This is a genomic window from Streptomyces coelicoflavus (assembly GCF_045041415.1).
GTDB classification, from domain to species: Bacteria; Actinomycetota; Actinomycetes; order Streptomycetales; family Streptomycetaceae; genus Streptomyces; species Streptomyces coelicoflavus.
Window position 1 is genome coordinate 7,460,588 of record NZ_CP108218.1, and the last position, 18,775, is coordinate 7,479,362.

Below are 18,775 nucleotides of genomic sequence, written 5' to 3' on the forward strand. Positions count from 1 at the left end.
AACCATGAGTGTCGCCGCGCTGCGCCGGCCGGCCCTGCGGCTGCTGGAACTCCTCGGCGTGCTGTTCATCGCGAGCATCGGGGTCTTCTCCCTGGTGGTCCTGATGCCCGGCGACCCCGCCGTCGACATCCTCGGCGCCGGCCGGGCGCCCTCCGAGTACGCCGCACTGCGCACCGAACTCGGCCTCGACCAGCCCCTGGTCACCCGCTACCTCGACTGGCTCGGCGGCGCGCTCACCGGCGACCTCGGCCGCTCCGTCGTCCCCCCGCAGAGCGACGTCGCCGACCGGGTGCTGTCCGCCCTGCCCGTCAGCTTCGAGATCGCCGCCCTCGGACTCCTCATCGCCCTGCTGATCGCGGTGCCGCTGGCCATGTGGTCGGCCTACCGGGAGGGCTCGGCGGCCGACCGGATCATCGGCGCCGGAACCTTCGGGGTGCTGTCCGTGCCCAGCTTCCTGGCCGGGCTGCTGCTGATCCTCGTCCTGGTCAACTCGGCCGGCTGGTTCCCACGCTCCGAATGGGTGCGGATCGGCGACGGCGACCTGCTGGGCAACCTGCACCACGCCTTCCTGCCCGCACTGACCGTCGCCCTGGCCGAACTCGCCATGTTCACCCGCGTGCTGCGCGGCGACCTGATCGTCACCCTGCGCGAGGACTACATCCTCGCCGCCCGCGCCAAGGGCATGCACCCGCTGCGCGTCCTGTTCACCGACGCCCTGCGCCCCTCCTCGTTCTCCCTGGTCACCCTGCTCGGCCTCAGCCTCGGCCGGCTGATCGGCTCCACCGTCGTCGTCGAGTACCTCTTCTCGCTGCCCGGCATGGGGACCCTGATCGTCAACGCCGCCGGCCAGGGCGACTACCCGATGGTCCAGGGCGCCGTGCTCACCATCGCCGTGATCTACGTGGTGATCAACGCCGGCATCGACCTCTCCTACGGCTACCTCGACCCGAGGACGCGACGTGTCCATGTCTGACCTCGCTCCGCGCACGCGGACGGCCTTCCCGCCGCCCCTGCTCGCCGGCGCCGCCCTCACCGTCATCGGCCTGGTCCTGCTGGTGTTCGGCGCGACCACGCCCCAACTCGTCACGCCCGCCAAGGCCGCCGTCGCGCTGCTCGGCCTCGGCCTGCTCCTCGCCGGGGCCTCCCGGCTCGGCAAGGTGTGGGCAGGGCCCGGCTTCGACGTGGTGTTCTGGTTCGGCGTGGCCTGGCTGCTGCTGCTCGGCCTCGCCATCCTGTGCGCGCCGTGGCTGCCGCTCGCCGAGGACCGCGACGTCGCGAGCACCGTCGCCGAACCCGTCTTCGCCACCCCGACGTTCACCGGCGGCCATCCCCTCGGCACCAACGCCTTCGGCCTCGACCTGCTCGCCCGCTCCCTCTACGGCGCCCGCTCCTCCCTGCTCATCTCCCTGTCCGCGGTCGCCCTCGGCACCGTGGTCGGCGGGGCGATCGGCATGGTCGCCGGGTACTTCCAGAAGAGCGTCGACCGGGCGGTGGGCATCGCCACCAACTCGCTGCTCGCCGTGCCCCCGCTGATCCTGCTCATCGCCCTCGCGACCGTGCTCCAGCCGCACCTGCGCAACGTCGCCTTCTCCCTGGCGCTGCTCACCGTCCCCGGCATGGTGCGCCTGGCCCGCGCCACCACCATGGCCTACGCCAACCGGGAGTTCGTCGTCGCCGCCCGCGCCATGGGCGCCGGCCGCTCCCGCATCCTGCTGCGCGAACTGCTGCCCAACGTGCTGCTGCCCGTGCTGTCCCTCGCCGTCGTGATGATCTCGGTGCTCATCGTCGCCGAGGCCTCCCTCAGCTTCCTCGGCCTCGGCATCCAGCCCCCGGAACCCACCTGGGGAAACATGATCGCCGAGGGAGAGGGCCGGGTCTTCGAGGAACACCCGCACATCGTGCTCGTGCCCGGCGCCTTCCTCTTCCTCACCGTGTTCGCCTTCAACATCGTCGGCGAGAAGGCTCGCGGGCGCTGGGACTCCAGGAGCGTGAAACTGTGACCCCGAAGCGAGAGGCCGCGACCACCGCACCGGCCCCCACCGACGGCACCCGCGGCACCGGCGCACCCCCGCTGCTCGACGCCACCGACGTACGCACCGCCTTCCACACGCCCCACGGCGCTGTCCGGGCCGTCGACGGGGTGTCGCTGACCCTGTCCGAGGGCGAGACCCTCGGCATCGTCGGCGAGTCGGGCTCCGGCAAGTCCGTGCTCGGCCGCACCCTCATGGGCCTGATCACCGACGGCCCCGGCACCACCGTCTCCGGCACCGTCCGGATCGGCGGCCGGGACGTCCACGCCCTCACCCCCGCCGGACGGCGCGCCCTGTGGGGCACCGAGGTCGCCATGGTCTTCCAGGACCCGATGACCTCCCTCAACCCGGTCAAGAAGACCGGCACCCACCTGTCCGAGAGCCTCCGGCTCCACCTCGGTCTCGGCCGCGCCGACGCCCGGGACCGGGCCGTCGACCTGCTCCGCCAGGTCGGCATCCCCGAACCCGCCCGGCGGGCCGACCAGTACCCGCACGAACTGTCCGGCGGCATGCGCCAGCGCGTCGTCATCGCCATGGCCCTCGCCTGCGGCCCCCGGCTGCTCATCGCCGACGAACCCACCACCGCGCTCGACGTCACCGTGCAGAAGCAGATCCTCGACCTGCTGGGCTCGCTCGCCGAGGAACTGCGCATGGCGACCGTGCTCATCAGCCACGACCTCGCCACCGTCGCGGGCCGCACCGACCGCGTCGCGGTCATGTACGCGGGCCGCCTGGTCGAGTACGCGGACACCGCCGCCGTCTTCGACCGCCCCCGCCACCCCTACAGCAGCGCCCTGATCGCCTCCATCCCGCGCCTGGACCTGCCCCCGCACACCCTGCTGCCCGCCATCGAGGGCCGCCCGCCCAACCTGCTGCACCCGCCCGCCGGATGCCGCTTCGCCCCGCGCTGCGACACCGCGACCGACCGCTGCACCACCGAGTCCCCGGGCCTGACCGCCTACGCAGGGGAGCGCGGCGCCGGCGGGCTCGTCGCCTGCCACCACCCGCTGGGCGCCGCCGAGGAGGCCGCCGTATGACCACCACCCGGGACGCGCCCGCGCTGACCGCGACGGACCTCGTCGTGGAGTTCCCCGCCGGACGCGGACAGAAGGTGCACGCCGTCTCCGGCGTCTCCCTGGAGGTCGCGGCGGGGGAGACCCTCGGCATCCTCGGCGAGTCCGGCTGCGGGAAGTCCACCGTCGGCCGCTCCCTGATCCAGCTGCCGCCTCCCGACGCGGGCACCGTCCGCCTCGGCGACGTCACCCTCACCGGGCTCGCCCCGCGCGAACTGCGGCGCGCCCGCGCCCGGATGCAGATCATCATGCAGGACCCGGTCTCCGCCCTGAACCCGCGCCGCAGGGTCAAGGACCTGGTGTGGGAGGGCCGGTCGATCTGGGGCCCCGGCGACGACACCCGCGACAAGGACGCCCGCGTCGACGCCGCCCTGCGCGACGTGGGCCTCGACCCCGCGACCGTACGGGACCGCCGGCCGCACGAACTCTCCGGCGGCCAGTGCCAGCGCGTCTGCATCGCCCGCGCCCTCATGCTCGACCCCGAGGTGCTGATCTGCGACGAACCCGTCTCCAGCCTCGACGTGTCCGTGCAGGCGCAGATCCTCAACCTCCTGGAGACGACGACCCGGCGGCGCGCGCTGAGCACGGTCTTCATCGCCCACGACGTGTCCGTGGTGAAGAACATCAGCGACCGCGTCATGGTCATGTACCTCGGCAAGGTCTGCGAGGTGCTGCCCTCCGACGGCATGCAGCACGAGGCCGCCCACCCGTACACCCGGCTGCTGCTCGCCTCCCTCCCCGAGGCCCAGCTCGGCTCCGCCGCCCCCGCCGGACCGCCCGCCGCCGAGGTACCGGCCGCCGAACTGCCCTCGCCCCTGAACCCGCCCTCGGGCTGCCGCTTCCGCACTCGCTGCCCGCTGGCCACCGAACGGTGCGCCGCCGAGGAACCCGCCCCGCGGGAGATCCGCCCCGGCCACCGGATCGCCTGCCACCACGCCGAACCCAGGAGGAACCACCCGTGACCGCCCCCCAGACCCCCGCCGCGCCCGACAGCCCCGCCACGCCCCCCGCCGCCCCCGACGTGCTGGCGCCCGCCAAGCTGGGCCCCGTCGAACTGCGCAACCGCGTCATCAAGGCCGCGACCTACGAAGGGCTGAGCCACAAGTCCCTGGTCACCAAGGACCTCGTCGACTTCCACGTCGCCTACGCCCGCGGCGGCGTCGGCATGACCACGGTGGCGTACTGCGCGGTCGCCAAGGAGGGACGCACCGACCGCCACCAGATCCACTGGACCGACGAGGCGATGCCCGGCCTGCGCGTCCTCACCGACGCCGTGCACGCCGAGGGCGCCGCGGTCTCGGCCCAGATCGGACACGGCGGCCCCGTCGCCAACCCCAAGGGCAACGGTGCTCCCGCCCTCTCGCCGTCCCGGCACTTCCACGCCACCACCCTCAGCTTCGCGAAGGAGGCGTCCCTCGACGACATCCGGCGCGTCACCGAGGCCCACGCCGAGGCAGCGCGCCGCGCCGTCGAGGCGGGCTTCGACGCCGTCGAGGTGCACCTGGGCCACAACTACCTGGCCAGCTCCTTCCTCAGCCCCCGCGTCAACCACCGCACCGACGCCTACGGCGGCAGCCTCACCAACCGCGCCCGGTTCGCCCGGGAGATCATGCGGGCCGTGCACGACGCGGTCGGCGGACGCATCGCCGTCATCGCCAAGATGAACATGGACGACGGAGTCCCCGGTGGCTTCTGGCTCGACGAGGCCATCCCCGTGGTGCAGTGGCTCGAGCAGGACGGCACCGTCGACGCCCTGGAGATGACCGCGGGCAGCTCCCTGCTCAACCCGATGTACCTCTTCAAGGGCGACGCCCCGCTCAGGGAGTTCGCCGAGATCATGCCCCAGCCGATGAAGCTCGGCGTGAAGATGGTCGGCGACCGGTTCCTGCACAGCTACCCCTACCGCGACGCCTACCTGCTGGAGGACGCCCGGCAGATCCGTGCCGCGGTCAAGCTGCCGATGATCCTGCTCGGCGGCATCACCGAGAAGCCCGTCATGGACCTCGCGATGCGCGAGGGCTTCGAGTTCGTCGCCATGGCCCGCGCCCTGCTGCGGGAGCCCGACCTGGTCAACCGGATGCGGGAGGACGCCGCCACGCCCTCGCTGTGCATCCACTGCAACAAGTGCATGCCCACCAACTTCACCGGCACCCGCTGCGTCCTGGTCGACCGCGCCACCACCCGGCGCGAGACCTGGGGCAAGCCCGCCGGATACGTGGCGTGAGGGACATGAAGGGGGTGAGGGACGTGAGCCGAGAGAGGGAGGACGCGGGCGCCGGGGACCGCCTCGACGCCGTCGCCACGGCCGACGCCGTAGGCAACGGCACGTGCGATGCCCGGACCGTCACCGAGCAGGCGATCGCCCGCATCGAGAAGCTCGACCCCGGGCTCAACGCGGTGATCCACACCCGGTTCGAGGCCGCCCTCGACGACATAGCCGCGGGACTGCCCGAGGGCCCGCTGCACGGGGTGCCGATGCTCGTCAAGGACCTCGGCACCGAGGTCGCGGGGCTGCCCGCGACCGGCGGCAGCCGTCTGTTCGCCGAGGTCACGGCCCGCCGCGACAGCGAACTGGTCGCCCGCTACCGCCGGGCCGGCGCCGTCGTCCTCGGCACCACCAACACCCCCGAGCTGGGCCTCAACGCCTCCACCGAACCGGCGCTGTACGGCCCCACCCGCAATCCGCACCGCACCACGCACTCGCCCGGCGGCTCCAGCGGCGGCTCGGCCGCCGCGGTCGCGGCCGGCATGGTCCCGGTCGCGCACGCCAGCGACGGCGGCGGCTCGATCCGCATCCCGGCGGCGGCCTGCGGGCTGTTCGGCCTCAAACCCAGCCGCGGCCGCGTCTCGCCCGCGCCCCGGCCCACCACCCTGTCGGGCCTCGTCTCCGGACATCACGCCCTCACCACCACCGTCCGGGACAGCGCCCTGCTCCTCGACGTCGCCGCCGGTCCGCTGCCCGGCGACGCCTACGCCGCACCGGAGCCGGCCGCGCCGTTCGCGGAACTGGCCCGGCGCGACCCGGGGCGGCTGCGGATCGGCCTGCTCACCGCGTTGCCGGACGGCCCGGAGGTGCACCCCGACTGCGCGCGGGCGGTGCGCTCGGCGGCCCTGCTGTGCGAACGGCTGGGCCACGACGTCGTCGAGACCACCGCCCGGTACCGTCCCGACGACGTCGGCCGCACCTCGGGCACGCTGATGGGCGCCGACCTGGTCGCCCAGATCGACGCCCGTCTCGAACGGCTCGGCAGGCCCCTGGCCGACGACGACGTCGAACCCTTCACCCGGGTGCTGTACGAGACCTACCGCGCCCTCGCGGCCGCCGACGTCAGCCGCGCCCTGCGCCGGGCACAGGAGATCGGCTGGGCGGTCGGCGCCGCGTTCGACGAGGTCGACGTTCTCCTGAGCCCGACCCTCGCCCGGCCGACGCCGCCGCTCGGCATCCTCGACACGGCCGACCCCGGGTCGATCTACCGGCACGCCTCCGTCCACGCCGCTTTCACCAGCGTGTACAACGTCACCGGCATGCCGGCGATGTCCGTCCCCTTCGGCCGGGACGGCCAGGGCCTGCCGCTCGGCGTGCAGTTCGCCGCCCCGCTCGGCGGGGAGGGGACGCTGCTCGCCCTGGCTGCGCAACTGGAGCGCTCGGCCCCGTGGGCGACGGTGTGACCGCTCCGGCCCACCGGACGGAACGGCGGGCCGGAACCGCAGGGCGGAGCGGGCGTGCCGACCGTCGGCGTGGACGGCACGCCCCCGCTCAGGCGGACGTCGGCGTATCCGTGGGCAGCGTCTCGCTGACCGGCCGGCCGCCCTCTGCCCGGCGGGGGCGGAGACGGGAGGCGAGGCTCCAGCGGCCCGGTCCGAGGGCGGCGACCAGGAGGAAGGACCAGCAGAACATGGCCGCGCTCTCCCCGCCGTTCTCGATGGGGAAGAGCCCGTCGGGCTGGTGCTCGACGAAGTAGGCGTAGGCCATGGACCCGGAGCACAGGATGGCCGCGGCACGGGTCGCGAGGCCGCCCAGCACCAGTGTGCCGCCGACGAGTTGCACGACGGCCGCCCACCAGCCGGGCCACGCGGCGAAGCCGGGTGCGGCTCCGTGCGGTCCGCCCAGGACGTCGAACAGGGTGGCGGCTCCGTGGCAGGCGAACAGCAGGCCTACGACGATGCGGAAGAGCGCGATCACGTGCTCCCTGCGTTTTTCCAGCGCTTCCAACGGTGGTGCTCCTCTCTTGCGCAACGGTCGCCGACGGAATCGGGCGACCGGTGGGGATGGCGCGCAGCACGGGGCAGGGCCCGACGGCGTCCCGAGGGAGGGGGGAGACACGCGGCCCGGTTCGACTTTTAACCATCACGGGGACCCTTGTCTAGACCAATAGCGCAACGACTTGCCCTCGAGGGACGCGCCGTCAAGTCCGTACGGCCGGTGGGCGGTTGATGTTGCGCGGGCTCTTGACCGGACCGACTTCGCCGCTATGGTCTAGACCTGAAGTTGTCAGGTCTAGACCTGTATCCCTGTATCTGAAAGGGGCACGAGATGCGCACCAAGAGACGGGTGGCCTTCGCGGTCGGGGCGCTGGTCGCTCCGCTGCTGGCCGTGAGCCTTCCGGCGAGCACGGCCAGCGCCCACGGGTGGGTGACCTCGCCCGGCAGCCGGCAGGACCAGTGCGCCGCGGGGATCGTCGACTGCGGACAGATCAAGTACGAGCCCCAGAGCGTCGAGGGCCCCAAGGGGCTGAAGAGCTGTAGCGGCGGGAACAGCCAGTTCGCCGAACTCGACGACGACAGCAAGGGCTGGCGGGTCACCCCGGTCGGCGCGACGCACACCTTCACCTGGCACCACACGGCGCGGCACGCCACCGCCAACTGGCAGTACTTCATCGGCAACCAGAAGATCGCCGAGTTCGACGGCCACCGTGCGCAACCCGCCCCGGACGTGAGCCACCAGGTCGACTTCGGCGGCTTCACCGGCCGCCAGAAGGTCCTGGCCGTCTGGAACGTCGCGGACACCGGCAACGCCTTCTACTCCTGCATCGACGTCAACATCGGCGGCACCGGCGGAGGCGACGGTGGCGGAGACGGGGGCGGCGACGGCGACCCGGGCACCTGCGACGCGCCGCTGTGGAACGCCGGCAGCGTCTACGGGGGCGGCGACACCGTGTCCTACGGCGGCCACAACTGGCGCGCCAAGTGGTGGGTGACGGGGGAGGAGCCCGGCACCACCGGCGAGTGGGGCGTCTGGGAAGACCTCGGCGCCTGCGCGGCCGCGTGACCGTCCGACGAACCGCGTGACCATGTGAGCACCACGTGACCGCGGCGGGACGGCGCGCACCGACCGAGGCGTGCGCCGTCCCGCGGCGACCCGGCGATTCCCCGTGACGAACGGGTCCGCTTTTCCCGAAAGCCGGTAAAATAATTCCAAAGCGGAAAGGGGGTCGCAATGGATCCGTGGCTGATCTGGTTGATCGTTTCCGCCGTTCTGATCGTGGCGGAGATCTTCACCCTGACCGCCGCGCTCGGAATGCTCGGAGTGGCCGCCCTGATCACTTCCGCGTCCGCGGCGGCCGGACTTTCGACGCCGTTTCAATTCCTGGTGTTCACGGTCGTCTCCGCGGTCACCCTCTTCTTCCTGCGCCCCGTCGCGGTGCGCCACCTCCGCCAGCCCCAGACCGCGCGATTCGGCGTGGAAGCCCTGGTCGGACAGGCCGCCTACGTCGTCTCCGACGTGACGGGAAGGGAGGGCAGGGTCCGTATCGGCGGTGAGGAATGGACGGCCCGTTCCTACGACGAGACGCTGGTGATCCCCAGGGGTGCGGCCGTCGACGTTCTGGAGATCAGCGGTACCACCGCATTCGTCTATCCCCGGGAGTGACCATGGAAGCCTCGGCGTTCCTCATCGCCGGTGTGATCGTCGCGCTTCTCGCCGTTTTCACCGTGGTCCGCGCCGTGCGCATCGTGCCGCAGGCCCGCGCACGCAACGTCGAACGGCTCGGCCGCTACCACCGCACCCTGAAACCCGGACTCAGCGTGGTCATCCCGTACATCGACCGCGTCTATCCGGTGATCGACCTGAGGGAACAGGTCGTCTCCTTCAAGCCGCAACCGGTCATCACCGAGGACAACCTGGTCGTCGAGATCGACACCGTGCTGTACTTCCAGGTCACGGACCCGCGCGCGGCCTTCTACGAGATCGCCAGCTTCCTCCAGGCGGTCGAGCAGCTCACCGTCACCACCCTGCGCAACGTCGTGGGCTCCATGGACCTGGAGAAGACCCTCACCTCGCGCGACACCATCAACAGCCAGCTGCGCGGTGTGCTCGACGAGGCCACCGGCAAGTGGGGACTGCGGGTGAACCGGGTGGAGATCAAGGCGATCGACCCGCCGCAGTCCATCAAGGACGCCATGCAGAAGCAGATGCGGGCCGAGCGGGACAAGCGGGCCGCCATCCTGGGCGCCGAAGGCCAGCGCCAGTCGCAGATCCTCACCGCCGAGGGCGACAAGCAGGCCGCGGTCCTGCGCGCCGAGGGCAACCGCACCGCCGAGATCCTCAAGGCGGAGGGACAGTCCCGGGCCATCGACGAGGTCTTCCAGGCCGTGCACCGCAACGACCCCGACCCCAAGCTGCTGGCCTACCAGTACCTCCAGGTGCTGCCCCAGCTGGCGCAGGGCTCGGGCAGCACGTTCTGGGTCATCCCGAGCGAGGTCACCTCCGCGCTCCAGGGGGTGTCCCGCGCCTTCACCGAAGCGCTGCCCCAGTCTCCGGCCACCCGGGAGAACCCGTCGGACGACGGGGCGGCCCAGGCGGCCAGCGACACGGCCCAGGCCGCGGAGGCCGCCGCCCAGGCCCTCGCCGACGCCGCCAGGGCCAACGGCGTACCCCCCGAGGGCCACGCGGCGTGAGCACTCAGCCGACGGCCGGCCCCGTGATCGGCCGGCCGTCGGCGTCGTAGGGCCAGACGTTGGTCCGGCAGCCGTGCAGCCCCTTGATCTGCTGCATCATCACCGGCGCCGGACGCCCCGCCCCCGGGCACCCCTCGTGACCGTGGCCGAGGAAGTGCCCGACCTCGTGATTGATGATCAGCGCCCGGTACGACGTCACGTCGTCCGCGTAGTACTGCGTGGCCAGCAGCCACCGCTTCAGGTTGACCATGACGTCCTGGCCCACGTTGCAGTTGACCTCGCCGCCGGTGTCCAGACCGTACTGGCCGCATATGTCGTCCACCGTCCCCGCCGTGGCGAGCCGCACCCGGAAGTCGGACGCGCCGCCCGACACCCGCCGGAAACCCACCTTCCCGTCGGCCGTCCAGCCCCGCTCGTCGGCCAGGACGCGCTCGACCTCGGTCGCGACCTCCCGCGCCGGAATCCCGAGGCCGTCCTCGACCTGCACCACGTACGTCAGCGTGCGCCCGCTGCCGCCGACCCGGTCGCCGCCGCCGTCGGCGGTGGCGAAGGTCCCGGGCCCGGACGACGGAATCGAGTCGGGGTCCGGTTTCTCCCCCGCCCCCGCCTCCTTGTCCTTCTTCTTCTCGGCGCCCCTTTTCCCGTCCTCCGTCTTCTCCGGCTCGGGAGCGTCCTTCCGAGCCACCTCGGTCCCACCGGTCTCCGTCGCCGGCGACGCGCCGGCCGCGTCGGCGGGGCGGCCGGCGGGTTCCGTGACGCCCTTGAGGGCCAGGCCGCCGGCGAGCACCAGGACGGCCCCGGCCGCCAGCCCCGGCCACAGCAGGCGGGACCGGCCGCCCGGCCGGCGACGGGCACGGCCGCCGCGGCGCCGGCGGCCCGGGGCGGAGGAGGGCGGGAGGTTCGGTCGGCGGCGTTCGTTCATGATCACAAAGCGTGCCGCGGGCGTGTGATCGCGCGTGGACGCCTTTTGGACCGCTGTGTAACAGCCGTCACCCGCACGCGGACTCCCTCCCGCGCACGCGCATACTGAGCTCCATGCCTCGGGTCCTGATCATCGAAGACGACCGCGCCGTCCGGGACGGCGTGCTGCTCGCCCTGCGCCGGCAGGGGCACGAGGTCGCCGCCGCCGCGACGGGCGAGGACGGTCTCGAACAGCTCCGGTCGTTCCGGCCCGAAGCCGTGGTCCTCGACCTGATGCTGCCGGGCATGTCCGGCCTCGAGGTGTGCCGCCGCATACGCGCCCACGACCAGGTGCCGATCATCATGGCCACCGCCCGCGGCGACGACACCGACATCGTCGTCGGACTGGAGTCCGGAGCCGACGACTACGTTGTCAAACCGGTCCGCGCCCGCGTCCTCGACGCACGCATACGCGCCGTGCTCCGCCGCGTGGGCGGCGCGCCGGACGAACCGGGCACCCCGCGCACCGAGCACCACGGTGACCTGGTCATCGACCGGGCCGGACTGACCGTCACCCACCGCGGACAGCCGGTCCTCCTCGGCCCCTCCGAACTGCGGCTGCTGCTCACCCTGTCCGCCTCCGCCGGGCAGGTGTTCAGCCGTCAGCAGCTCCTGGAGGCCGTGTGGGAGCACAGCTACCACGGGGACGCACGACTCGTGGACGCCTGTGTCAAACGGCTGCGGTCCAAGATCGGCGAAACTCCGGGCAGCCCGCGCTACGTCCACACCGTGCGCGGTTTCGGCTACCGGTTCGGCCCCCGGTGAGGGTCCCGCGGGTGCTGCGCGCGCTGATGGGACTGCGCCTGCGGCTGGTGGTGGCCTTCACCCTCGTCGCCGTCGTGGCCACGGTGACCACCGGCGCGCTGACCTTCCGCGAGGCACGGACCGGGGTCCTTCAGCAGAGCCAGGACACGGTGATCGAGGACTTCCGGCACCGCGTCAACACCCTGGTCCCCAACTACCGGTTCCCGCCCGAAGCGGCCGACCTGCAGGCGTTCGCCGACGACGTCTCCAGGGGCGGGCGGTCCCAGCCGTGGCGGGTGCTGGCCGCCTACCGGGACGCCGACGTAACCTCCGCCCCCGGCGACCCGTTCCCCGAACTGTCCCCGGCGATGCGCGAGTCCGTGCGCTCCCGTCGGGCCACCGTGTTCCAGCGGGTGTCGCTCGACGGCCGCTCCTCGCTGGTCGTCGGCATGCCCGTCACCTTCGCCGGCCAGTACGGCACCGAACGACGCGCCTCCGGCCTCGAGGTCTACCTCACCGTGCCGCAGCAGGAGGAGCAGGGCTACGTCGACGCGCTGGTCACCGCCATCGAGCGGGCCACCGTGCCGGCCCTGGTGCTGGCCGTCCTGATCGCGCTCCTCGCCGCCCGGGGCGTCCTGCGGCCGGTGCGGGCGCTGCGCCGGGCGACCCGCAGCATCGCCGAGGGCCGCCTGGACACCCGGCTCGCGGTGCAGGGCTCCGACGAACTCGCGGATCTGTCCCGCACCTTCAACGAGACCGCCGCGGCGCTGGAGGGATCGGTGGCCGAGCTGCGGCGCATGGAGGCCGGCGCCCGGCGCTTCGCCGCGGACGTCTCCCACGAACTGCGTACCCCGCTGGCGGCGATGTCGGCGGTCACGGACGTACTGGACGAGGACGCGGCCGGCCTGGACGACGACACCGCGACGGCCGTGCGCCTCATCAGCACGGAGACCACGAAGCTGGCCGCACTGGTGGACGACCTGATGGAGATATCCCGGTTCGACGCGGGCGCGGAGGCCCTGCACCTCGACGAGATCGACCTCGCCGAGTCGCTGCGGCGCACGCTCGCCTCGCGCGGCTGGCAGGACACCGTGGAGACCGGCCTGCCCGGACCGGGGGAGCTGCGCGGCCGGGTCGACCCGCGCCGCCTCGACGTGATCGTGGCGAACCTCGTCGCCAACGCCCTCAGACACGGCGCGCCCCCGGTCCGCCTCGAACTCGGGGTGCGGAACGACCCGCGCGCCGGCGGGCAGGCCGTCGTCACGGTTCGCGACGGCGGCGACGGCATCCCCGAGCACGTCCTGCCCCACGTGTTCGACCGCTTCTACAAGTCCGCCGACGCCCGCGCCCGGAGCGAGGGCAGCGGCCTCGGGCTGGCCATCGCCACGGAGAACGTACGGCTGCACGACGGCACCGTCCGGGCGGCCAACCACCCGGAGGGCGGCGCCGTCTTCACGGTCGTCCTGCCCCTGCGAACGGACGACACGGAGGACCGGACCAGGCACCCGGAACCGCCCCAGGACCCGGAGCCGGACCCGGGCCCGCACACGGAGCCGGGCCCGTACACGGACCCGGGCCCGCACACGGACTCGGCGACGGAGGCCCGGACATGAACCCGTCGGCACGCTCACGGACGGCCGCCGCGGCCCTGGGCCCGTATCCGCCCGGCGGCCGGCCCGGCCGAAGTGCCCGGCGGGCGCTCCCCGTGCTGCTCGCGGCGCTGCTCCCGCTCACCGCCTGCGGCATCCCCGAGACGGGAGTCGTCGAGGCGGGCGAACCCGCGACCGGCGTGCTGCGGCCGGGCGTCACGGCCGCGCCGTCGGAGACCGTGCCCGAGGAGGTGCCCCTCGTCAGGATTCCGCTCTACTTCGTCGCGGACGGCGACCTGACGGCGGTCTCCCGTACCGTGGCGGGCTCGACCGACCTCGGCAGCACCGTGCTCATGCTGTTCAAGGGGCCGGACCCCCAGGAGCGGCGGAGGGGCCTGACGACCGAGCTGCCGTCCGCCGCCGTGGCTCCCACCATCCGTACCGACGGCACGGTGGTCAACGTCCAGCTGCCGCGGACCGCCGGGAGCCTGAGCGACACGGCCATCGACCAACTGGCCTGCACGGTGGCCGTCGCCCGGCTGCGGCAGGACCCGGCGCTGGGGAGCGCGCAGGTGGCCGTCGAGCAGCCCGGCGGCCGCCTGGCCGGCCGCTCCAGCGACGACTGCCCGTCCGGGGGCACCGGCGGAACCGGCGGAACCGGAGGCGCCGGAGGCGCCGGAGGCGCTGGAGACACGGGCGGAGCGGACGCCCCGTAACCCGCGTCCCGCGGCCGTGTGCGCCAGGTGGCCCATCCGCCGGACACCCGGCCCGGGCCACGGCGTGGTCGTAGGTCTGGGCCCACGACGCCTGGGTACTCTCCGCCGCATGGCGGTGGACAGAAGGACCGAGCCGCCGCGCCGGACACCGGCTCGGCAGCGGACGAACCGTACGCTCGGGCGGGCGCTGGTGCGGTGGGCGACGACGACCGATCACAAGGTGATCGGCCATCTCTACCTGGTGACGTCGTTCGGCTTCTTCCTCCTCGCCGGCGTCCTGGCGATGCTGATGCGCAGTGAACTCGCCCGCCCCGGGCTTCAGTTGTTCAGCAATCAGCAGTACAACCAGCTGTTCACCGTGCACGGCACCATCATGATGCTGCTGTTCGCGACCCCGCTGTTCGCCGGGTTCACCAACGTCATCATGCCCTTGCAGATCGGCGCCCCGGACCTGGCCTTCCCCCGGCTGAACGCGCTGTCGTACTGGATGTACCTGTTCGGCGGCCTGATGGTGGTGGCGGGCTTCCTGACACCCGGGGGAGCGGCCTCGTTCGGCTGGTTCGCCTACGCGCCGCTGAACAGCGCGACCTTCAGCCCGGGCCCCGGCGGCGACCTGTGGACCATGGGCCTGGTGGTGAGCGGCGTGTCGACCACGCTCAGCGCCGTCAACTTCATCTCCACCATCATCTGCCTGCGCGCCCCCGGCATGACCATGTTCCGGATGCCGATCTTCACCTGGAACATCCTGTTCACGTCGATCCTGGTGCTGCCCGCCTTCCCCGTACTCACCGCCGCGCTGCTGATGCTCGAGGCGGACCGGAAGTTCGGCGCGCACGTGTTCGACGCGGCCAACGGCGGGGCGCTGCTGTGGCAGCACCTGTTCTGGTTCTTCGGCCATCCCGAGGTGTACATCGTCGCGCTGCCGTTCTTCGGCATCGTCACCGAGATCATCCCGGTCTTCAGCCGCAAGCCCGTCTTCGGCTACGTCAGCCTGGTCGGCGCCACCATCGCCATCACCTTTCTCTCCGCGGTGGTGTGGGCCCACCACATGTTCGCCACGGGCGCCGTGCTGCTCCCCTTCTTCTCCCTCATGTCGTTCCTCATCGCCGTACCCACCGGGGTGAAGTTCTTCAACTGGATCGGCACGATGATGCACGGCTCACTGTCCTTCGAGACACCCATGCTGTGGGCGTGCGGCTTCCTGGTGACCTTCCTGCTCGGCGGCATGAGCGGCGTCCTCATCGCCTCCCCGCCGCTGGACTTCCACCTGACGGACTCGTACTTCATCGTCGCCCACCTGCACTACGTGCTGTTCGGCACCGTCGTCTTCGCGATGTTCGCCGGCTTCTACTTCTGGTGGCCCAAGTTCACCGGCAAACTGCTCGACGAACGCATCGGAAAGATCCACTTCTGGACCCTGTTCATCGGCTTCCAGACCACGTTCCTCGTCCAGCACTGGCTCGGCCAGCAGGGCATGCCGCGCCGCTACGCCGACTACCTGGCCGCGGACGGCTTCACCACGCTGAACACCGTCAGCTCCATCGGCGCCTTCCTCCTCGGCCTGTCCACGCTGCCGTTCCTCTACAACGTGTGGCACACCCACCACTACGGGAAGAAGGTCGAACAGGACGACCCCTGGGGCTACGGCCGTTCCCTCGAATGGGCCACCAGCAGCCCGCCGCCGCGCCACAACTTCACGTCGCTGCCCCGGATCCGCTCCGAGTCCCCGGCCTTCGACCTCCATCACCCCGCGATCACCCGACACGATCAGAGGCAGGTGCAGTGAGGACCGAATCCCGTCTGTTCACCGGTGTGGCGGTCTTCTTCGGCGGCGAGGCCGCCCTCTATGGCTGGTGGTCGCGCGAGCCCGCCGGCACGGCCGCGCTCGTCCTCGCCTTCCTCATGGCCTCGCTCGTCGCGTTCTTCCTTCACGTCCAGTACCGCAGACGCGGCCTGCGCGCGCAGGACCGAGGTGAGGGCGAGGTCGTCGACACCGCGGGTCCCGTGGACTTCTTCCCGCCGCACAGCCCCTGGCCCATCACCACCGCGCTGGCCGCCGTGGTGCTCGCCTTCGGCATCGTCTTCGGCCTGTGGCTGGCCCTGATCGGGTTCGGTCTGCTCGCCATGGGCGTCTGCGGCCTGGTCTTCCAGTACGCCGACCGGGGCGTTCAGCGCTCCGGCTCGCCCGAGCAGGCCCGCGGCTCCGTCTCCTCGACGTCGACCCGGTCGTCGTAGTACCAGCCGCTGAGTGTCGCCCGCAGCCGGCCCACGTGCGGTGCCTCGCCGTCCTTCGGGGACGGTGCGAGCGGCTCGGGCTCCCGGCGGGAGCGCAGCACGTATCGCTCCTCGGGGTCGAGGGGCCCGTTGATCTCGGCGTAACCGCCGGCGAGGGTCTGGTACACCTCGCCCGTCTCCTCGCCCTCGGACAGGCGCTCGCGGTCGCGCTCCTGGAGCGCCAGGCAGATCCGCTTGGTGGCGACGAGGGCGAGCGGCGGCGCCAGCACGAGGGAGATCCGGAAGATCCAGGTCAGCAGGTTCAGCGAGATGTGGAACGTGTGGGCGAGGATGTCGTTGCCGCCGGCCAGGAGCAGCACCCCGTAGAAGACGATCGCGGCGACGCCGAGACCGGTCCGTACGGGCTTGTCCCGGGGCCGGTCGCACAGATGGTGCTCCTCGTGGTCGCCCGTCACCCACCGCTCGAAGAACGGGTAGGCGTACAGCACCGCGAACAGGGCGCCCGGCAGCAGGACCGCGGGCACCAGGACGTTCCACATGACGGTGTGGCCCGCCACCGCCGTCTCGAACGGCGGCATCAGCCGCAGCGAACCCTCCAGGAACCCGACGTACCAGTCCGGCTGCGAGCCCGTGGAGACGATGTCGGGACGGTAGGGGCCGTACGTCCAGATCGGGTTGATCTGCGCCACCGCCGCGAGCACCGTCACGACGCCGAAGACCATGAAGAACAGCCCCGTGGAGTTCGTCATGAACTGCGGGAACATCGGCTTGCCCACCGCGTTGCGGTTGGTGCGCCCGCGCCCCGCCCACTGGGTGTGCTTCAGGTAGAACACCAGGATCAGATGGAGCGTGACCAGCGCGACCAGCAGCGCGGGCAGCAGCAGGATGTGCACCGAGTACAGCCGCGGCACGATGTCCTCGCCGGGATACTCGCCGCCGAACACGAACATGCTGATGTACGTCCCCACGACCGGGATGGACAGCATGATCCCCTGCGCGATGCGCAACCCCGTCCCGGACAGCAGGTCGTCGGGGAGGGAGTACCCGGCGAAGCCCTCGGCGAGCGCCAGCACGAACAGCGTGACGCCGATCAGCCAGTTGACCTCACGCGGCCGGCGGAACGCCCCGGTGAAGAAGATCCGCAGCAGATGCACCCCGATGGCCGACAGGAACACCAGCGCCGCCCAGTGGTGCACCTGCCGGATCAGCAGCCCGCCGCGCACGTCGAAACTGATGTCCACCGTCGAGCGGTAGGCCTCCGACATGCTCACCCCCAGCAGGGGCTCGTACGAGCCGTCGTAGACGACCTCCGTCATCGACGGCTTGAAGAACAGCGTCAGCCAGACCCCGGTCAGCAGCAGCACCACGAAGCTGTACAGGGCGATCTCGCCCAGCAGGAACGACCAGTGCTCGGGGAAGGCCTTGCGCAACAGCCCCCCGCCCGCGGAGACGGGGAGGCGCCCGTCGGCCCAGTCGACGGTGTGTTCGCCCGCGTGACGGGCCCGTGCACCGGCGCGGGCCCTTCTCCTCTGCAACAGCACGGCGCATGGGTTCCCCACCACCCGTGCCGGAAACTACGCCGCGGCCGGGCCCGGTCACCCTTCGACACGGGGGAGCGGTCAGCGTCCGCCCGGGCCGCCGCTGCCGAAGGAGCCGCTGCTGCCCTCGTCCCAGCGGGGCCGCTGCTGGTCGGCGGCGGTACGGCTGCCCTGGTGACCCAGCTCGTGCGGCAGCGTGCGCTCGTCGCTGCGCGGCATCTCGTCCGGCTCCCGACGCTCCCGCGTCTCGTGGACGGGCCCGCCGTCGGGCATGCGGGGCTGCTCGTCGGCCGTCGGGGGCGGCGGCTCACGGCGCTTTTGCCGGCTGCCGAAAGCGAACGCGCCGATCAGCACGCCCACCACCACGACGGCCGCGATGATCAGCCACACGGGGAAGCCGCCGGAGCCGCCCGCTGCCAGGTCCTTCCATGCGTTCGTCATGGAGCGCGGGTACCCGCGGCCCGCGGCACCAACCCGTTCACCCCGACCGCGACGCTCGCGTCCGCGAACGGTTGGCCTTCCTGATCGCCGCGAGCAGGTCCGCCTTCGTCATCTTCGAACGGCCCTCGACACCCAGGCGCCGGGCGACGCCGTACAGATGCTCCTTCGAGGCCTTCTCGTCGACGCCCTCGCCGCTGCGCCCGCCCCGTCCGCGGGGCCGCCCGGACTGCGGGTCGGAGGGGCCCTTGCGGCCGCCCTCCTTGCGCTCCCAGTGGTCGCCGACCTTCTCGTACGTGTGCTTGAGCGCGCCGTACGCCACCCGGTGGGCCCGCTCGCCCTCGCCGTACTCCTCGACGGCCGAGTCGTGGGCCTTGATCCAGGTACGCCGGGCCTCCTGCGGGGAGCGCTCCAGGGTCGACGGCAGTTCCTGTCGTCCCGGCATGTCCGTGCACCTCCGTGCGTCTTCGGCGTCGTCGCCCCCACCGGCCGCGGGAGCGGTGCACGGGTGCCCCGCGGCCCACCCGGAAAACGGCCCCGAGCCCTTGGCCGCAC

At 72.2% G+C, this 18,775-nt stretch carries 19 protein-coding genes; 14 read left to right on the top strand and 5 right to left on the bottom strand.

Annotation, left to right across the window (positions count from 1 at the left end; all coding sequences use genetic code 11):
• The first annotated feature begins 4 nt into the window (after positions 1-4).
• From OHA99_RS33595 to OHA99_RS33620, 6 genes are read left to right on the top strand one after another with little or no spacing between them, the layout of a single operon-like run.
• The gene (locus OHA99_RS33595; protein ID WP_153181199.1) at positions 5-973 is read left to right on the top strand and encodes an ABC transporter permease; all 969 of its coding nucleotides are present in this window, start codon (positions 5-7) and stop codon (positions 971-973) included.
• Entirely contained in the window at positions 966-2,000 is a 1,035-nt protein-coding gene (locus OHA99_RS33600) for an ABC transporter permease (RefSeq protein WP_405698611.1), read from the top strand. Before OHA99_RS33595 ends, OHA99_RS33600 begins: the two co-directional genes overlap by 8 nt.
• Positions 1,997-3,067, top strand: a complete 1,071-nt coding sequence (locus OHA99_RS33605; RefSeq protein ID WP_366473286.1) for an ABC transporter ATP-binding protein — start codon at positions 1,997-1,999, stop codon at positions 3,065-3,067. The genes OHA99_RS33600 and OHA99_RS33605 overlap by 4 nt, the downstream gene beginning before the upstream one ends.
• Positions 3,064-4,065, top strand: coding sequence for an ABC transporter ATP-binding protein (locus OHA99_RS33610; RefSeq protein WP_366473285.1), 1,002 nt, complete (start codon positions 3,064-3,066; stop codon positions 4,063-4,065). Before OHA99_RS33605 ends, OHA99_RS33610 begins: the two co-directional genes overlap by 4 nt.
• On the top strand, positions 4,062-5,327 hold the full coding sequence (locus OHA99_RS33615; RefSeq protein ID WP_153181202.1) for an NADH:flavin oxidoreductase: 1,266 nt from the start codon (positions 4,062-4,064) through the stop codon (positions 5,325-5,327). The genes OHA99_RS33610 and OHA99_RS33615 overlap by 4 nt, the downstream gene beginning before the upstream one ends.
• Before the next feature lie 23 nt (positions 5,328-5,350).
• Positions 5,351-6,772: an amidase gene (locus tag OHA99_RS33620; RefSeq protein WP_366473284.1), complete on the top strand. Its 1,422-nt coding sequence runs from the start codon at positions 5,351-5,353 to the stop codon at positions 6,770-6,772.
• A gap of 88 nt (positions 6,773-6,860) precedes the next feature.
• On the opposite strand, the gene OHA99_RS33625 is transcribed toward OHA99_RS33620, so the two are convergent.
• Positions 6,861-7,316, bottom strand: coding sequence for a DoxX family protein (locus tag OHA99_RS33625; RefSeq protein WP_381498967.1), 456 nt, complete (start codon positions 7,314-7,316; stop codon positions 6,861-6,863).
• Positions 7,317-7,637: 321 nt separating this feature from the next.
• On the opposite strand from OHA99_RS33625, the gene OHA99_RS33630 reads away from it, so the two are divergent.
• From OHA99_RS33630 to OHA99_RS33640, 3 genes are all read left to right on the top strand, one after another.
• Positions 7,638-8,372, top strand: coding sequence for a lytic polysaccharide monooxygenase (locus tag OHA99_RS33630; protein WP_165686827.1), 735 nt, complete (start codon positions 7,638-7,640; stop codon positions 8,370-8,372).
• Positions 8,373-8,540: 168 nt separating this feature from the next.
• Positions 8,541-8,972, top strand: coding sequence for an NfeD family protein (locus OHA99_RS33635; RefSeq protein WP_153181206.1), 432 nt, complete (start codon positions 8,541-8,543; stop codon positions 8,970-8,972).
• A 2-nt stretch (positions 8,973-8,974) separates the two neighbouring features.
• Positions 8,975-10,000, top strand: a complete 1,026-nt coding sequence (locus tag OHA99_RS33640) for an SPFH domain-containing protein (RefSeq protein WP_054100190.1) — start codon at positions 8,975-8,977, stop codon at positions 9,998-10,000.
• 4 nt (positions 10,001-10,004) lie between these two features.
• Here the strand turns inward: OHA99_RS33640 and OHA99_RS33645 are convergent, their stop codons facing one another.
• Positions 10,005-10,922 carry a DUF3152 domain-containing protein gene (locus OHA99_RS33645; RefSeq protein ID WP_405698614.1) on the bottom strand — a complete coding sequence of 306 codons (918 nt, stop codon included), beginning with the start codon at positions 10,920-10,922 and terminating at the stop codon, positions 10,005-10,007.
• 113 nt (positions 10,923-11,035) lie between these two features.
• Here OHA99_RS33645 and OHA99_RS33650 point away from each other — a divergent pair, with 113 nt between their 5' ends.
• The 5 genes from OHA99_RS33650 to OHA99_RS33670 all read left to right on the top strand — a co-directional run bounded on the left by OHA99_RS33650 (position 11,036) and on the right by OHA99_RS33670 (position 16,244).
• Positions 11,036-11,725: a response regulator transcription factor gene (locus OHA99_RS33650; RefSeq protein WP_153181208.1), complete on the top strand. Its 690-nt coding sequence runs from the start codon at positions 11,036-11,038 to the stop codon at positions 11,723-11,725.
• 11 nt (positions 11,726-11,736) lie between these two features.
• Positions 11,737-13,317 (top strand): ATP-binding protein, encoded by a 1,581-nt coding sequence (locus OHA99_RS33655; RefSeq protein ID WP_405698615.1) that lies wholly within the window; start codon positions 11,737-11,739, stop codon positions 13,315-13,317.
• Complete coding sequence (locus OHA99_RS33660) at positions 13,314-14,009, top strand: hypothetical protein (protein WP_405698617.1); 696 nt, start codon at positions 13,314-13,316, stop codon at positions 14,007-14,009. Before OHA99_RS33655 ends, OHA99_RS33660 begins: the two co-directional genes overlap by 4 nt.
• A 64-nt stretch (positions 14,010-14,073) precedes the next feature.
• Entirely contained in the window at positions 14,074-15,795 is a 1,722-nt protein-coding gene (gene ctaD, locus OHA99_RS33665) for a cytochrome c oxidase subunit I (protein WP_153181210.1), read from the top strand.
• Positions 15,792-16,244 (top strand): cytochrome c oxidase subunit 4, encoded by a 453-nt coding sequence (locus OHA99_RS33670; protein ID WP_153181211.1) that lies wholly within the window; start codon positions 15,792-15,794, stop codon positions 16,242-16,244. Before ctaD ends, OHA99_RS33670 begins: the two co-directional genes overlap by 4 nt.
• Here OHA99_RS33670 and OHA99_RS33675 read toward each other — a convergent pair.
• From OHA99_RS33675 to OHA99_RS33685, 3 genes are all read right to left on the bottom strand, one after another.
• Complete coding sequence (locus OHA99_RS33675; protein ID WP_282879691.1) at positions 16,178-17,785, bottom strand: ubiquinol-cytochrome c reductase cytochrome b subunit; 1,608 nt, start codon at positions 17,783-17,785, stop codon at positions 16,178-16,180. The two genes, OHA99_RS33670 and OHA99_RS33675, sit on opposite strands and share 67 nt — an antisense overlap.
• 78 nt (positions 17,786-17,863) lie before the next feature.
• Complete coding sequence (locus OHA99_RS33680; RefSeq protein WP_345964310.1) at positions 17,864-18,223, bottom strand: DUF6479 family protein; 360 nt, start codon at positions 18,221-18,223, stop codon at positions 17,864-17,866.
• 37 nt (positions 18,224-18,260) lie between these two features.
• Positions 18,261-18,665 (bottom strand): ChaB family protein, encoded by a 405-nt coding sequence (locus OHA99_RS33685; protein WP_366473279.1) that lies wholly within the window; start codon positions 18,663-18,665, stop codon positions 18,261-18,263.
• Positions 18,666-18,775 lie beyond the last annotated feature (110 nt).

Bases quoted from the DNA above. Each gene is read 5' to 3' on its own strand.
- OHA99_RS33595 (WP_153181199.1), top strand. From the start codon at position 5: ATGAGTGTCGCCGCGCTGCGCCGGCCGGCCCTGCGGCTGCTGGAACTC.
- OHA99_RS33600 (WP_405698611.1), top strand. From the start codon at position 966: ATGTCTGACCTCGCTCCGCGCACGCGGACGGCCTTCCCGCCGCCCCTG.
- OHA99_RS33610 (WP_366473285.1), top strand. From the start codon at position 3,064: ATGACCACCACCCGGGACGCGCCCGCGCTGACCGCGACGGACCTCGTC.
- OHA99_RS33630 (WP_165686827.1), top strand. From the start codon at position 7,638: ATGCGCACCAAGAGACGGGTGGCCTTCGCGGTCGGGGCGCTGGTCGCT.
- OHA99_RS33635 (WP_153181206.1), top strand. From the start codon at position 8,541: ATGGATCCGTGGCTGATCTGGTTGATCGTTTCCGCCGTTCTGATCGTG.
- OHA99_RS33640 (WP_054100190.1), top strand. From the start codon at position 8,975: ATGGAAGCCTCGGCGTTCCTCATCGCCGGTGTGATCGTCGCGCTTCTC.
- OHA99_RS33645 (WP_405698614.1), bottom strand. From the start codon at position 10,922: ATGAACGAACGCCGCCGACCGAACCTCCCGCCCTCCTCCGCCCCGGGC.
- OHA99_RS33650 (WP_153181208.1), top strand. From the start codon at position 11,036: ATGCCTCGGGTCCTGATCATCGAAGACGACCGCGCCGTCCGGGACGGC.
- OHA99_RS33660 (WP_405698617.1), top strand. From the start codon at position 13,314: ATGAACCCGTCGGCACGCTCACGGACGGCCGCCGCGGCCCTGGGCCCG.
- OHA99_RS33680 (WP_345964310.1), bottom strand. From the start codon at position 18,223: ATGACGAACGCATGGAAGGACCTGGCAGCGGGCGGCTCCGGCGGCTTC.
- OHA99_RS33685 (WP_366473279.1), bottom strand. From the start codon at position 18,665: ATGCCGGGACGACAGGAACTGCCGTCGACCCTGGAGCGCTCCCCGCAG.